The organism is Marinibacterium sp. SX1 (assembly GCF_050389775.1).
Taxonomy (GTDB): Bacteria; Pseudomonadota; Alphaproteobacteria; order Rhodobacterales; family Rhodobacteraceae; genus Marinibacterium.
The window spans coordinates 1,616,567-1,630,452 of sequence record NZ_CP177144.1; the positions used below are offsets into that span (position 1 = coordinate 1,616,567).

Consider the following 13,886-nt stretch of genomic DNA (forward strand, 5'->3'; position numbering starts at 1 on the left):
TCAGCCTGAACAGCTAAGGGGTTCGGCGGCCGGCTGGACCCCGGCGATGGCCCCCGCGATGGCCTCGGCCAGCGGGCCGGGGTTCTCGATTGTGATGCCATGCCCGGCCTCGGGCACGGCGACCACGGGCAGGGGGTGGGCACAGGCGGCGTGGAACTTCGCGGCCATCTCCTCGGGGCAGATCGAGGACTTGTCCCCCCGGATCACCTGCACAGGGCAATCCAGCGCGGCCAGGTCGCCGGTCATGTCGATATCGGTGGCCAGGATCGCCTCGATTCCGCGGGCCACGGGCACCTTCCAGATCGCGCCGTCATGCCGGGCGGCGGCGCGGAAGTAGCGGTCCAGCAGGGCCTCGTCGGCAAAGGGATCGGTGCCCGTCACCAACTGGACCAACCCCCGCACATTGGCCGCGCCCTTGCGCATGCCGGCGACATGGGCAAAGAGCCGGTCGCGCACGTTGGGGGCGTGATCGTCGGCGGTGTCCACCAGCGTCAGGCCGAGCGTCGGCACCGCGCCGCGCCGGGCCAGGCCGATGGCCACCTTGGCCCCGGCGGAATGGCCGACCAGCCAGGTCGGCATCTGCACATGGTCGGCCAGTGCGGCCGCCAGCCGTTCGGCCACGGCATCGCTTTTCATCTCGCGCCGCGACACCGGCGCGCTGTCGCCATGGCCGGGCAAGTCGACGGCGATCAGGGTCGGGCGCGGGCCGGGCCAGGCCGCGACCAGCGGTTCCCAGATCCAGCTGCAATCGCCCATGCCATGGATCAGCAGCACGGCCGTGTCCGTGTCGCCATCCCAGATGCGCAGGGCAAGGCTGTCGTCAGCGATCAAGACTTGGCGGGGCTGTGTCTCGGGCATGGAATGTCGCCTGTGAATGCGGGCCCGGGCCGGGAGGTCCGGGCGGTCGAAAATGTGTCAGGTGCCTATCATTTCAGCCATGCCGCGCTGCAGCGCCAAAATCAAGGGCCCAGGCTGCCCCTGCGGCATTGTCCCCCGGGTCGGGGCGGGGAGCCTGCCAATTTTCGGGCAAAGGGTGGCGTGTCGCAGGTCAGGGGCAACGCGTGACAGGTAACGGGCACAGGGCCACCGTCACTGGGTAGAGCATCGGGCTCCGACCGACAGGCAAGGGGCCACTGGCACAGGGCCACCGTCACAGGATTAGGGCGCACCGACCGACAGGCAAAGGACCACCGGCACCGACCGACAGGCAACGGGCAATGCCCCAAGAGCGCCATGTCACGCGCGCCGGGCATTGGCGGCACGCACGCCGGGCATCGGCAACACGCGCGCCAGGCGCCGGCAATAGGCAACGGCCGGCGCCCGGCCTGGCTCAGGCCAGCCGCATCAGCCCCGGCGCGGCGGGCACCAGCAGCTTGGCCGAGGTCGCCGCGCGCACCTCGTCGACGCTGACGCCTTCGGCTATCTCGCGCAGCACCAACCCGTCTTCGGTCGGCGCGATGACGGCCATTTCGGTCACGATCAGGTCGACCCGGCGCAGGGCCGTCAGGGGCAGGGTGCAGTCCGGCACGATCTTGGGCGCGCCCCTGGCCGCATGGACCATGGCCACGACAACCTTCTTGGCCCCGGCCACCAGGTCCATCGCGCCGCCCATGCCCGGCACCATCTTGCCCGGCACCATCCAGTTGGCCAGATGGCCCTTTTCATCGACCTGCAGGCCGCCCAGCACGGTCATGTCGAGATGCCCGCCCCGGATCAGTCCGAAGCTCATCGCGCTGTCGATCGAGGCCGCGCCGGGCACGGCGGTGACAAAGCCGCCACCGGCATCCGTCAGATCGGGGTCTTCCATGCCCTCGGGTGGCCGGGCGCCCAGCCCGATGACCCCGTTCTCGGCCTGAAAGAACACATGCACGTCGGCCGGCAGGTAATTGGCCACCAGCGAGGGCAGGCCGATGCCGAGATTGACCAGCGTGTCCGGCTCGACTTCGAGCGCCACGCGGCGGGCGATCCGTTCCTTGGCATCCATCACAGCGCCCTTTCGATCAGGTGGTCGACCAGCACGCCCGGCGTCTTGACCGCATCGGGAGAGATCACGCCGACCGGCACGATGGTCCGTGGCTCGGCGATGACCTCGTCGGCGGCCATGGCAATGATCGGATTGAAGTTATGGGCGGTCAGGGAATATTCGAGATTGCCGATGTAATCGGCCTGGTGACAGCCGACCAGGGCGAAATCCCCGCGCAGCGGCGTTTCCAGCAGGTAGGTCTTGCCCTCGACCTCGACGGTCTGCTTGCCCTCGGCCACGGGCGTGCCCAGCCCGGTGGCCGTCAGCACCCCGCCCAGCCCGACGCCCCCCGCGCGGATGCGTTCGATCAGCGTGCCCTGGGGCACCAGCTCGACCTCGAGCTCGCCGGCGATCATCTGGGCCTGGGTTTCGGGGTTCAGCCCGATATGCGAGGCAATGACCTTGCGCACGGCCCGGGCGGTGATCAGCTGGCCGATGCCCTTGCCGGGCATGGCCGTGTCATTGGCTATGACGGTCAGGTCGCGCCGGCCGGCGGCCACCAGCGCGGCGATCAGCCGGTGCGGCGAGCCGACGGCCATGAAACCGCCGATCAGCACCGTTGCGCCATCGGGAATCAGGGCGGCCGCCTCTGCCGGGGAAATGGCCTCTTTCATGGGAATCGGAACCTCCGTCACCTTTTGTCACCTGTTGCACGATAGACTGGCAGCGCTTCCCCACAGAACTGCGACAGCTTGCCCATGGCGGGGCTTTGCCCACGCCGGGCTTGACCGCCGCAAATTCGCGCGTTTGTTACAGGGGTGTGCTGCATTGCAGCAACAACAGGGAGGCGCCCATGTTTTCGCTCGACGGAACCACCGCACTCGTCATCGGCATCGCCAATGAGAACTCCATCGCCTACGGCTGTGCCGCGGCGCTGAAGGATCGGGGCGCGAAGCTGGCCATCACCTATCTCAACGACAAGGCCCGGCCGCATGTCGAACCGCTGGCCGAGCGGCTGGGGGCCGAGATCGTGATGCCGCTCGATGTGCGCGACGAGGCGCAGGCCGAGGCGCTCTTTGCCGAGATCACCACGCGCTGGGGGCGGCTGGACACGCTGCTGCACTCTATCGCCTTCGCCCCGCGCGAGGATCTGCACGGCCGGGTCGTCGATTGTTCGGCCGAGGGGTTCGGCATGGCCATGGATGTTTCGGTGCATTCCTTTCTGCGCCTGATCCGCCGGTCCGAGCCGCTGATGCCCGACGGGGGCACCTGCATGACGGTGTCCTTCCAGGGCTCGACCCGGGTGGTCGAACATTACAACGTCATGGGCCCGGTCAAGGCCGCGCTGGAAGCCGCCGTGCGCTATGCCGCGGCCGAGCTGGGGCCCGCCGGGATCTCGGTCCATGCCCTGTCGCCCGGCCCGCTCAAGACCCGGGCCGCCTCGGGCATCGCCGCCTTCGACGAATTGCTCGAAGCGGCGGCGTCGCGGGCGCCGACCCATCACCTGGCCACGATCGAGGATGTCGGCGCCTATTGCGCCTTTCTGGCCAGCCGCGAGGCTGCCAACGTGACCGGCGGCGTTCATCTCATCGACGGAGGATACGGCATTGTCGGCTGATACAACCGAAGGACAGACCGGCGCGGGCGGTTTCGACCCGGCCGGGTTCGGCGCGGCGTCGATCGAGGCGCTTCAGCGCCAGATGCAAGGCCGATCCGACCGGCTGTCGGAACAGGGCGAGATGCTGGACCTGCTGATGCGCTCGTCGTCGATCCACGCCGAGTCCATCGCGCGGACCCACGGCAAGCGCAGCCGGGCGACATTCGACCGGATGGGCGAGATCATCGAAGGCATGGCCCCCGACACGCTGATGGCCGACTGGCGGGCCTACCTGCTCGATGCCACCCAGCGCGCGGTGCTCACGATGGACACGCTGCGCGAGCGGGGCGACAATTTCGTCGTCCACGAGCGCGAGGGCTGCCCGCCGGTCCTGGCCTATGAGTACGAGGTCGTGCTCGACGGGGCCGATCTGCCCCGGCCGTGCAATTACCAGCTGTTGCGCATCGTGCCGCCCGAGGGTGTCGAGGTGCTGGAGGACAAGCGGCCCTATATCATCATCGACCCGCGCGCCGGCCATGGCGGCGGGATCGGCGGGTTCAAGCCCGACAGCCAGGTCGGCGTGGCCCTGCGCGACGGCCACCCGGTCTATTTCGTCAATTTCAAGCGCGATCCCGAGCCGGGGCAGGTGCTGGCCGACGTGACCCGGGCCGAAGCGGCCTTTGTGCGCAAGGTCATGGAAGAACATCCGCGCAGCCCCAAGCCGGCGGTCACGGGCAATTGCCAGGGCGGCTGGGCCACGCTGCTGCTGGCCGCGACCAACCCCGATATCGTCGGGCCCATCGTGCTGAACGGCGCGCCGGTTGCACCCTGGTCAGGCGAGGTGGGCACCAACCCGATGCGCTACAACGCCGGGGTGCTGGGCGGCACATGGATCCCGATGCTGCTGTCGGACCTGGGCGGCGGGGTCTTTGACGGGGCCAACCTGGTGATGAACTTCGAGCTGCTCAATCCCAGCCGGACGCTCTTTGCCAAGTATACCGACCTCTATGAAACGGTGGACACCGGGCGCGACCGGTTCCTGGATTTCGAACGCTGGTGGGGCGGCTATTTCCTGATGAACGAGGCCGAGATCCGCTGGATCGTGGAAAACCTCTTTGTCGGCAACAAGCTGACGCGCAACATGGCGCAGCTGGAACCGGGCCGGACCGTCGATCTGAAATCGGTCGTGGCGCCGATCATCGTCTTTGCCAGCCATGGCGACAACATCACCCCGCCGCAGCAGGCGCTGAACTGGATCCTGGACACCTATGCCGATGTCCAGGAAATCCGCGTGCGGGGCCAGCGCATCATCTACATGGTGCATGAAGAGGTCGGCCACCTGGGCATCTTCGTGTCGTCCAAGATCGCGCGGAAGGAACATACCGAGGTCGCCTCGACGATGAAGACGATCGAGGCCCTGGCGCCCGGGCTCTACGAGATGAAGATCGACGCGGTCGAGGGCCACGGGCAGGACAAGTCGTTCCTGGTCAGCTTTGCCGAACGGGGCTTTGACGACATCCGCCAGATCGACGACGGCCGGGCGGATGAACGGCCCTTTGCCGCCGTGGCGCGGATGTCGGAATGGCAGGCCGAGCTTTACGATATGGCCCTGCGGCCCGTCGTGCAGGCCATGGTCTCGCCCGAAAGCGCGCGGGCCATGCGCCGGTTCCACCCGATGCGCCTGCAACGCGAGATGATGTCCAGCGCCAATCCCTGGATGAAGATGTGGACATCCCTTGCCCCGCGCGTGGCGGCCAACCGGCAGAAGGCCGAGGCCGACAATCCCTTTGTCCAGGTCGAGCACCTGTGGTTCGACCTGGTAGGCCAGGTCATCGACATGGGCCGCGATCTGCGCGACGCGGCCTACGAAGAGACCTTCTATGCGCTGTGGTCGCCGCCCTGGGCCCAGCATTTCGGCCGGTCGCGGTCGGCGCCCCGGGTGCTGGAAACGCTGGAAGAGCTGCGCTGCCTGCCGCAGGTGCGCGACGCCCTGCGCCAGATGTCGCGCGGCGGTTTCGCCGAGGCCGTTGTGCGCATGCTGGTGCTGATGGCCGACAGCCGCGGCGCGGTGCGGCGCGACCGGCTGGAACGCTCGGCGCGGGTGCTGACACGCGACGAGCCCTTCCGGTCGCTGTCGATGGAAGCCAAGGCGCGGATGATCCACGAACAGACCCTCGTGGTGACCTTTGAACCCGACAGCGCGCTGGACAGCCTGGCCGACCTGCTGGCGGATGCCGCCGAGCGCAAGCTGGCCCTGGACGTGGTCACCTTTGTCGCGGGGCCGCGGGACGAGATGGCCGAGCACACGGTTTCGCTGCTAGACAGGATCCGCGAGGCGCTGGGGCTGGAAGCCGCGGCCGGCGACGTGGTCGACGATCCGCTGGACGGGGCGGCGGCCCCTGGTTCCGGCAATGGCCCCGATACGGGCGCCGGGACGCAACAGGGCAAGGATCTGGGGACTGCCGCGGAATGAAACTTGAAAACAGGACCTACGACGAGCTGAGCGTCGGGGACACGGCGTCGCTCAGGCGGATCGCGCGCGAGGATGATTTCCTGATCTTCGCCACCGCTTCGGGCAACCACAACCCGGTGCATATCGCGGCCTATGACGGCGATGGCGACGGCACGCCCGAGGCCATTGCCCCGTCGCTCTGGATCGGGTCGCTGATCTCGGCCGTGCTGGGCAACATGCTGCCCGGACCGGGCACCTTGTACCGCCACCAGGATTTCGACTTCCTCGGCCGGGCCGAGGCCGGCGACGAGCTGGAGATCACCGTCGAGGTGACCGAGAAGCTGGCCGATGATTGCCTGGCCCTGGCCACCTCGGTGACCCGGGTGGGCGATGGCGAGACCGTCGTGCAGGGGCGGGCCGTGGTGCAGGCGCCGCGGCGCAAGCTGAGCTTCGACGCGCTGGAAGTGCCCGGGCTGGTGGTGCAGCGGCACCGGCATTTCGAACGGCTGCTGGACCGGGTCGCGGGGCTGCCCGCGCTGGTCACGGCCGTGGTGGCGCCCGAAGAACCCAATTCCCTGGGCGGTGCGTTGCTGGCCGCCGAACGCCAGGTGATCACGCCGATCCTGGTGGGCAGCCGGGCGCTGATGCAGGAGGCGGCCGACAGCTTGGGCCGCAGCCTGGACGGGATCGAGATCATTGACGAGCCCGACCATCACCGGGCGGCCGGGCTGGCCGTCGACCTGGTGGCCGATGGCCGGGCCGGGGCGCTGATGAAGGGGCACCTGCATACCGACGACCTGCTGCATGCCGCGCTGCGCAAGGAGCGCGGTCTGCGCACGGGACGGCGGTTCACCCATGTCTTTGTCATGGACGTGCCCGGCCTGTCGCATCCGGTGCTGGTCAGCGATGCGGCGGTCAACATCCAGCCCGACCTCAAGACCAAGGTCGACATCGTGCAGAATGCCATCGACGTGGCCATTTCCATCGGCATCGAGGAACCCAAGGTCGGCGTGCTGTCGGCCGTCGAGACGGTGAACCCGGACATGCCCTCGTCGCTGGACGCGGCCCTGCTGTCGAAGATGGCCGAACGCGGCCAGATCACCGGCGGGCTGGTCGATGGTCCGCTGGCCATGGACAACGCCCTGGACCTGGGCGCGGCACGGACAAAGGGCATCCGCTCGGCCGTGGCCGGGCTGGCCGAAGTGCTCATCGTGCCCAATATCGACGCCGGCAACATGCTGGCCAAGCAGCTGGCCGTCGTATCGCATGCCGAGGGCGCGGGGCTGGTGCTGGGCGCGTCGGTGCCGATCATCCTGACCTCGCGGGCCGATGGCGACATGGCCCGGCTGGCCTCCTGCGCCGTGGCCGCCCTGCATTTCGCCCGCACGAGCGGCCGGACCGGGGGCTGAGACCATGGCGGACCTGGTGCTGACCCTGAATGCCGGCTCGTCCTCGCTGAAGACCGCGCTTTATGCCCTGGCCGATGATGCGGGCACGCCGCTGATGACCGGCCAGATCGAGCGCATCGGCACCGCGCCGGCGTTGCAGGCCCGCTGGGCCGATGGGCGCCGGGTCGAGCGGGGGATCGGCCATGCCGAGGCCGGACATGCCGGGGCGATGAAGGCCGTGCTGGACCTGGTGCAGGACGGCGCGCCCGATGCCCGGGTGGCGGCCGTCAGCCACCGCATCGTCCATGGCGGGCCCGAGCGCACCGCCGCCGCCCTGCTGGACGAACCCCTGATGAAGGAGCTGGCCGCGCTGGCGCCCTATGCCCCGCTGCACCAGCCCCACAACCTGTCGGGCGTGCGCGGCGCGATGGAAGCCTTTCCCGACGCCGCCCAGGTGGCCTGTTTCGACACGGCCTTTCACCGCGGCCAGCCCTGGGTCAACGATACCTTTGCCCTGCCGCGGGCCTATTACGACAAGGGCGTGCGGCGCTACGGGTTCCACGGGCTGAGCTATGAGTACATCGCGTCGCGCCTGGCCGCCGATTACCCCGAGCTGCATGCCGGGCGGGTCGTGGTGGCCCATCTGGGCAACGGCGCGTCGATGTGCGCCCTGCGCGGAGGCCGGTCGATCGCCTCGACCATGGGGTTCTCGGCTGCCGACGGGCTGCCCATGGGCACGCGGACCGGCCAGATCGATCCGGGCGTGCTGCTCTACCTGATGACCGAAGAATCCATGGGCCCGGCCGAGATCACCGACCTGATCTATCGGCATTCGGGGCTGCTGGGCCTGTCGGGCGGGCTGTCCAACGACATGCGCACGCTGGAACAATCCGACGACCCGGCCGCCGACGAGGCGATTGCCTATTTCGCCGGGCGCATCCGGCGCGAGCTGGGCTCGCTGGCCGCGGCGCTGGGCGGGCTGGACGGGCTGGTCTTTACCGGGGGCATCGGCGAGCATTCGGCGCTGGTGCGCCAGAGGGTCTGCGCGGGGATGGGCTGGATCGGGATCGACATCGATCCGGCGGCCAATGCGGCCGATGGGCCCGAGCTGACGGCGCCCGGTGTCGGCGCGGCGCGGGTGCTGGTGCTGAAGACCGACGAGGAAGGCGTCCTGGCGCGCGAGGCACGCCGGCTCCTGGCCGCCTGAGACAGGGCGGCGGCCAGGAACCTGCCCGGTCCGGTAGGGGCAGGAGGGGACCGGGGGGGACCGCCGCCGGGAGCCATGGCGGCGGGGCGTCACGGGGCAGGACAGGCGGCCCGCCCCGACCCGAAATCAGACCCAGCTGGCCGGGGCCGTGCGTTCGACCTGGCGCGGCGGGGTGGTGCCGGGCACGTCGCGGGTCGGGACGAGGCCGGCCGGATCGCGGAACAGGCCCGGGTTCAGCGCCTCGCGGATCATGGCGGCAAAGCCCGACGGCGTGCTGCGCGTGGTCGGCGCGCGGTCACGGACACGGTCGGTCAGGGCGTCGCGCATCAGGGCCTCGGCCCTAGCGGCCTGCGGATCGACCGCGCGGCTGCGCGACAGGAAATGCAGCTGGTGCGCGCGGGCGGCCGGCTCGTGGCGCGAGAAGAAGGCCGGATCGGCGGGCCGCAGGGCGGTGATCATCTGGTCCCAGGCCGCGACCTGGCGGTCGACGCCGTCGCGGAAGGCGGCCAGGTTCACGCGCTGGCGGGTCAGCAGCCCGCGCACGCCTTCGATCTTCCAGCCGGTCATCAGCGCCATGCGCAGCCAGCATTCGAAATCCTCGTAGCCGCGCAGGTGCTCGTCGAAGACCCAGTCGCGGTCGCTTTCGCAATAGGGCCGGTAAGACAGGTCTTCGAGCGCCTCGCGCCGGGCGACCACGGTGGACACGGTGCCCACCGGGTTGCGCTTGAACAGGTGCTCGGCCGAGATGTTGCGCAGCTTGGGCGTGTTGAACTGGCCCAGCGGGCGGTCATCTTCGTCGACCTGGGTGGCGGCAGAATAGCTCAGCCCGACCTCGGGATCGGCATCGAGATGTTCGACATGGATGGCCAGTTTCTGCGGGTGCCAGGCGTCATCGGCGTCGCAGAACCCGACATACCGGCCCCGGGCCACGGCAATGCCGCTGTTGCGCGCGGCGGCCGGGCCGCGGTTGGGCTGGCGCACCACCCGCATGCGCGGATCGGCGCAATAGGCCTCGGCGATGCGGCGGGTGGCATCGGTCGATCCGTCGTCGACCACGATGATTTCCATGTCGCGAAAGGTCTGGTTCAGCAGCGAATCCAGGGTCTGCAGCAGGGTGGCGGCGGCGTTGTAGGCGGGGACGATGATCGAGGCTTTGGGCATGGCGCGGGCTTTCATTGCTGCGGTCGGGGGCGGATGGGGTGTGGACGTGTCAGGCGTAGGCCGGCACCGGGCGCGGCGCATCGGCCGACAGAAAGCCCGTGGGGCTTTCGGCCAGACCGGCCAGGCCCAGGCGCAGGGCGCGGAGCGGGCCGGCGCCGACGCGCAGCGCCCGGCGGGCCAGGCGGCGCAGGTGGCGGGCCTCGGCCCGGGGCGAGGGCGCATAGCCCATGCGGGCGGCGGTCGCCAGGACCTGGGCGCGGCTCTGGCGCTCGGCGGTCAGGTTGGCGGTCAGGCCGGTGCGGGTGCGGCGATACCAGACATGCAGGCTGTCGATGCCGCGGATCTCGGCCCCTCCGCCGACCAGGCGCACGAGGAAATCCAGGTCGGCATTCTGAACCATGGCCTCGTCGAACCCGCCGGCCTCGACAAAGGCATCGCGGCGCATCGACAGGTTCGACAGGGTGCAGACGGGGTTGTCCTGCAGGACGGCCGGCACGGTCAGGGCGCCCTGGCCCACGGTCGAGCTGCGGCGGACCTGGCGGGGCGTTTGGTCGAAAAAGGCCACCCGGCCATAGGCGCCATCGGCGCTGTTTTTCAGGTAGAACCGGTGCAGGTCCCACAGTTTTTCCGGCGACCAGATATCATCGGCATCGCAAAAGGCCAGGATGCGGCCCCGGGCGACGGCAAAGGCGGCATGGTTGCGCGCGGCGCTGGGGCCCTGGCCGGGGTTCGACACGACAACGATGCGCGGGTCGCGGGCGGCGCGGTCCTGCAACAGGCGCAGGCTGCGGTCGGTCGAGCCGTTGTCGACAAAGATGGCTTCCCAGTTCTGGAAGGTCTGCGCCGCGAGGCTGTCCAGGGTGGCCGTCAGCGTGGCTTCGGAATTGTAGCAGGGCACGATGATCGAGAAATAGGGCATGGCAGTGGCTCGCGGTGCGATGAAGGACAAGGATGTGGCGGCGGTCGGGAGGACGCGGCCCGCCGCCACGGGGGGAAAGGGGGAGCCGGCCGGGTTTGGGGCCAGCGGCGCGGCTTGGGTACGCTGACCCAGGCCCAGGTTGAACGTTGCGCCACCGGTGCGCGCCAGCGGCGCGACTTGTGCTTGGGGAGCGGAGGTGGAAGGGCCGGTGTGGAACATTGCCTGGGTCATGGGTCAGCGATCTGCGGTTGGTGTGCATCCCTTCTAGGCCGGGGCGGCGCAGGCTGTCGTCATAACGGACGGAGCGAAACCGGGGACCAACGTATCGACGCCTATCCGTTCGTATCGAAGAACTGGCCCAAGGCATTGAAACCCCCGGCCCGGCGGCATTTTTCACCCGGCCTCAGGAGGTCAGCCGCGCCCTCGTGGCCTGCCAGCACGGGGCGATCCGGGCCAGATGGGCCCGGATTTCCGCCCGGTTGCCGGTCCGGGCCGCGGTTTCGGCGTGGTTCAGCATCTGGCGGAAATCACTGGCGCCAAAGACCGCCGCGCTGCCGGCCAGCTTGTGCAGCCGCCCCGCCAGGTCGGGGGCATCGCCGGGCGCCTGGCCCAGCTCGGCGACAAAGCCGTCGGTCTCTTCGAGAAAACGCTGCAACAATGCGGCATGGATCTCGGGGCCCAGGCTGTCGCGGGCCTCGGCCATGGGGTCATTGGGGGACGTGTCATCGGGGGGCGTGTTGCCGGGCGGCCCACCACCAGAGGGCCTGTTATCGGGGGGCGTGTCGTCGGGCGGCCTGCAATCAGAGGGATTGTCATTGGCGGGCGTATCACCCGGTGGCCTGTCACCGGCAATCTTGCCATCGGCCATCGAATTGTCGGGTGGCGTAGTGTCAGGCGGGGCGACCGGGGTCGGTTCCCTGGCCGGGGCGTCATCGGCCGACCGCGGGCTGCGCACGATGCACAGAGCCCGGCGCAGGGCATCCAGCGTCAGCGGTTTGCCGAGAAAGGCTTCCATCCCCGCGCTGCGGAATTTCTCCTTGTCCTGCGGCAGAACATTGGCCGACAGCGCGATGATCGGCGTTTCGGCCGACGGGCCACCGCCCGCGCGGATCAGTCGCGTGGCCTCCAGCCCGTCGAGCTCGGGCATGGAAATATCCATGAAAATCAGATCAAAGCGCCGAAGGGCGGCCATGTCGACGCCCTGCCGCCCGTCCGGCGCGCAGGTCACCTTGTGGCCCTCGCGGGTCAGCATGCTGCGCGCGACCTGCAGGTTGATCTCGTTGTCCTCGACCACCAGCACATCCAGCCCGCCCGGCGCCGAAGGCGGCCGTGGCCGGGTTTCCCGGCGCGCAGGGGCGGCGGCCGCGCGCACGGGCAGGCGGACCCAAAAGGTGCTGCCGGCATCCGGCACGCTTTCCACGCCGATCTCGCCATCCATCGCCGTGACGATCCGCCGGGCGATACCCAGCCCCAGCCCGGCCCCGCCGGCGGCCCGGTCAAAGGACGTGTCGCTGGTGTGGAAATCCTCGAAGATCGTCGTGATCTGGTCCTCGGCAATGCCCGGGCCGGTGTCGCTGACCCGGAATTCGACCACGCGCCGGGCCGGATCGGGGCCGGGCGGGTCCATCTCGGCCTCGATGGAAACGCGCCCCAACTCTGTGAACTTGATGGCATTGCCCACAAGGTTCAGCAGGATCTGGTAAATCCGCTGGGCATCGCTTTCGATCCAGTGCTGCGGCGTGCCGATCCAGCACCAATCCAGCCGGTTGCCCCGGTTCCCGGCATTGCCGCTTTGCCCATCGACGAGATTTTGCAGCAATTCCGACAGGTTGAGCCGTTCGAGAGACAGCTGCACCTTGCCCGCCTCGAAACGTGCGATGTCCAGAACCGAATCCACGTGTTTCAGAAGGATGCGGCCGGATACGTCCATGTTGCGTACGAACTGGCGCTGTTCGGCATCCAGCCGTGACCCGGACAACAGCGAGAGATTGCCCAGCAACCCGTTGAGCGGCGTTCGGATTTCATGGCTCATCACGGTCAGGAAATCGGCCTTGGCCTTTTCGCCGGCCAGCGCCCGGTCGCGGGCCTGGACCAGTTCCTTTTCATCGGCCACACGTTTCGAAATGTCGCGAACGAAGGCGACCAGGATCTCAGTCTCGCCGTCGAGGGCGGATTGCACGGCCAGTTCGATTGGAAAGATCTCGCCATCCGCGCGCTTGGCGGTCAGCTTGACGCGGCCCTTGCCCACGATGCGCCGCTCGCCACCGCGCCGAAGCCGCGCCATGTCGGCGTCATGGGTCGACCGCAAGTGGTCCGGCACGAACAATTCACTGACCTGGTGGCCCTTTGCCTGGGCGCTGGGACATCGAAAGATCTCTTCGGCAGCGCCGTTGAATTCCAGGATGTGCCCGTTGGAGTCGGCAACGACCACCCCGTCGAGCGAGGTCGACAGGATCGTGTTCATACGCTGGTTGGCCTGTTCCAGCGCCACGCCGCGCCGGGTTTTCTGGCGGTTGACCAACAGCAGGTGCAGGCTGAGCGCCAACAGCAGGAACAGCAGCGAAGCCGCGGCGATGCCCAGCTGGCGCAACCGTCGGGCCACCTCGCGGCGTTGAACATCGGCCCGAACGGCGAAATGGGCCAGGCCGGTCACCGAAAGGGCCCGGGCCTGGGCGCGGGCCGTGGCCGTGGCCGCGGCGATCCGGGGCAGGGCGGCGCGAAGCGCGTCGTCGGGACCGTCGATCAGGGGCATGATGTCGCGCATGAAGCGGCCGAGTTCGCCGAGCGCCGTGTCGAACTGCGGATCCTTGGTGGCCAGGCCGCGAAACATCGGGGAATCGCGAAAGGTGGCCAGCCGGCTGAACAGGATGTCATATCGTTCGCGCACGTTGTCCAGATCGGCTTGGCTGCTCTGGTGCCCGGGGTTCAACGTGTTGGCAAAGGACAGGAATTCGATTTCGACCTGGGTCAGCGTCCATTGCACATTGTCCGCCTCGGCCGATTGCAACTGGCTGATGTCGTCCAGAACCCGCCGGCTGTAGAGGATCGACAGCGACGTCACGACGACCAGAACGCCCAGCACGAACCAGCCCAGCACGGGTGGCCCGCCGCGATTGGCGGCCGTGCGCATGGCGGGAGCGGCGCCTGTCATCCCCGGCCGCGCTCAGCTTGGCATGATGGATCCGTGCGCGGCTGGTCG

At 68.9% G+C, this 13,886-nt stretch carries 10 protein-coding genes; 4 read left to right on the top strand and 6 right to left on the bottom strand.

Going from position 1 to position 13,886, the window contains the following annotated elements; translation table 11 throughout:
* The 3 genes from ACK3BB_RS07135 to ACK3BB_RS07145 form a co-directional block, all read right to left on the bottom strand.
* Nucleotides 1-858, bottom strand: a complete 858-nt coding sequence (locus ACK3BB_RS07135) for an alpha/beta fold hydrolase (protein WP_428928026.1) — start codon at nucleotides 856-858, stop codon at nucleotides 1-3.
* 472 nt (nucleotides 859-1,330) lie between these two features.
* Nucleotides 1,331-1,984, bottom strand: a complete 654-nt coding sequence (locus ACK3BB_RS07140) for a 3-oxoacid CoA-transferase subunit B (protein WP_428928027.1) — start codon at nucleotides 1,982-1,984, stop codon at nucleotides 1,331-1,333.
* Nucleotides 1,984-2,637: a CoA transferase subunit A gene (locus ACK3BB_RS07145; protein WP_428928028.1), complete on the bottom strand. Its 654-nt coding sequence runs from the start codon at nucleotides 2,635-2,637 to the stop codon at nucleotides 1,984-1,986. Before ACK3BB_RS07145 ends, ACK3BB_RS07140 begins: the two co-directional genes overlap by 1 nt.
* A 179-nt stretch (nucleotides 2,638-2,816) precedes the next feature.
* On the opposite strand from ACK3BB_RS07145, the gene fabI reads away from it, so the two are divergent.
* Genes fabI through ACK3BB_RS07165 form a run of 4 tightly spaced genes read left to right on the top strand, consistent with a single transcriptional unit; the run spans nucleotide 2,817 to nucleotide 8,607 of the window.
* A complete protein-coding gene (fabI, locus tag ACK3BB_RS07150) occupies nucleotides 2,817-3,581 on the top strand; it encodes an enoyl-ACP reductase FabI (RefSeq protein ID WP_428928029.1) in 765 nt (254 codons plus the stop codon).
* Entirely contained in the window at nucleotides 3,571-6,033 is a 2,463-nt protein-coding gene (locus ACK3BB_RS07155; protein WP_428928030.1) for a DUF3141 domain-containing protein, read from the top strand. Before fabI ends, ACK3BB_RS07155 begins: the two co-directional genes overlap by 11 nt.
* Nucleotides 6,030-7,421 carry a bifunctional enoyl-CoA hydratase/phosphate acetyltransferase gene (locus tag ACK3BB_RS07160; RefSeq protein WP_428928031.1) on the top strand — a complete coding sequence of 464 codons (1,392 nt, stop codon included), beginning with the start codon at nucleotides 6,030-6,032 and terminating at the stop codon, nucleotides 7,419-7,421. The genes ACK3BB_RS07155 and ACK3BB_RS07160 overlap by 4 nt, the downstream gene beginning before the upstream one ends.
* A gap of 4 nt (nucleotides 7,422-7,425) precedes the next feature.
* Nucleotides 7,426-8,607: an acetate/propionate family kinase gene (locus ACK3BB_RS07165; RefSeq protein ID WP_428928032.1), complete on the top strand. Its 1,182-nt coding sequence runs from the start codon at nucleotides 7,426-7,428 to the stop codon at nucleotides 8,605-8,607.
* Between the two features lie 126 nt (nucleotides 8,608-8,733).
* Here the strand turns inward: ACK3BB_RS07165 and ACK3BB_RS07170 are convergent, their stop codons facing one another.
* The 3 genes from ACK3BB_RS07170 to ACK3BB_RS07180 form a co-directional block, all read right to left on the bottom strand.
* On the bottom strand, nucleotides 8,734-9,768 hold the full coding sequence (locus tag ACK3BB_RS07170; protein ID WP_428928033.1) for a glycosyltransferase family 2 protein: 1,035 nt from the start codon (nucleotides 9,766-9,768) through the stop codon (nucleotides 8,734-8,736).
* Between the two features lie 49 nt (nucleotides 9,769-9,817).
* Nucleotides 9,818-10,687, bottom strand: coding sequence for a glycosyltransferase family 2 protein (locus ACK3BB_RS07175; protein ID WP_428928034.1), 870 nt, complete (start codon nucleotides 10,685-10,687; stop codon nucleotides 9,818-9,820).
* Between the two features lie 403 nt (nucleotides 10,688-11,090).
* Nucleotides 11,091-13,817 carry an ATP-binding protein gene (locus tag ACK3BB_RS07180; protein WP_428928035.1) on the bottom strand — a complete coding sequence of 909 codons (2,727 nt, stop codon included), beginning with the start codon at nucleotides 13,815-13,817 and terminating at the stop codon, nucleotides 11,091-11,093.
* Nucleotides 13,818-13,886 lie beyond the last annotated feature (69 nt).

Excerpts from the sequence above, each read along its gene's own strand:
- ACK3BB_RS07135 (WP_428928026.1), bottom strand. The coding sequence starts at position 858 with ATGCCCGAGACACAGCCCCGCCAAGTCTTGATCGCTGACGACAGCCTT.
- ACK3BB_RS07140 (WP_428928027.1), bottom strand. The coding sequence starts at position 1,984 with ATGGATGCCAAGGAACGGATCGCCCGCCGCGTGGCGCTCGAAGTCGAG.
- ACK3BB_RS07145 (WP_428928028.1), bottom strand. The coding sequence starts at position 2,637 with ATGAAAGAGGCCATTTCCCCGGCAGAGGCGGCCGCCCTGATTCCCGAT.
- fabI (WP_428928029.1), top strand. The coding sequence starts at position 2,817 with ATGTTTTCGCTCGACGGAACCACCGCACTCGTCATCGGCATCGCCAAT.
- ACK3BB_RS07160 (WP_428928031.1), top strand. The coding sequence starts at position 6,030 with ATGAAACTTGAAAACAGGACCTACGACGAGCTGAGCGTCGGGGACACG.
- ACK3BB_RS07165 (WP_428928032.1), top strand. The coding sequence starts at position 7,426 with ATGGCGGACCTGGTGCTGACCCTGAATGCCGGCTCGTCCTCGCTGAAG.
- ACK3BB_RS07170 (WP_428928033.1), bottom strand. The coding sequence starts at position 9,768 with ATGCCCAAAGCCTCGATCATCGTCCCCGCCTACAACGCCGCCGCCACC.
- ACK3BB_RS07175 (WP_428928034.1), bottom strand. The coding sequence starts at position 10,687 with ATGCCCTATTTCTCGATCATCGTGCCCTGCTACAATTCCGAAGCCACG.
- ACK3BB_RS07180 (WP_428928035.1), bottom strand. The coding sequence starts at position 13,817 with ATGCGCACGGCCGCCAATCGCGGCGGGCCACCCGTGCTGGGCTGGTTC.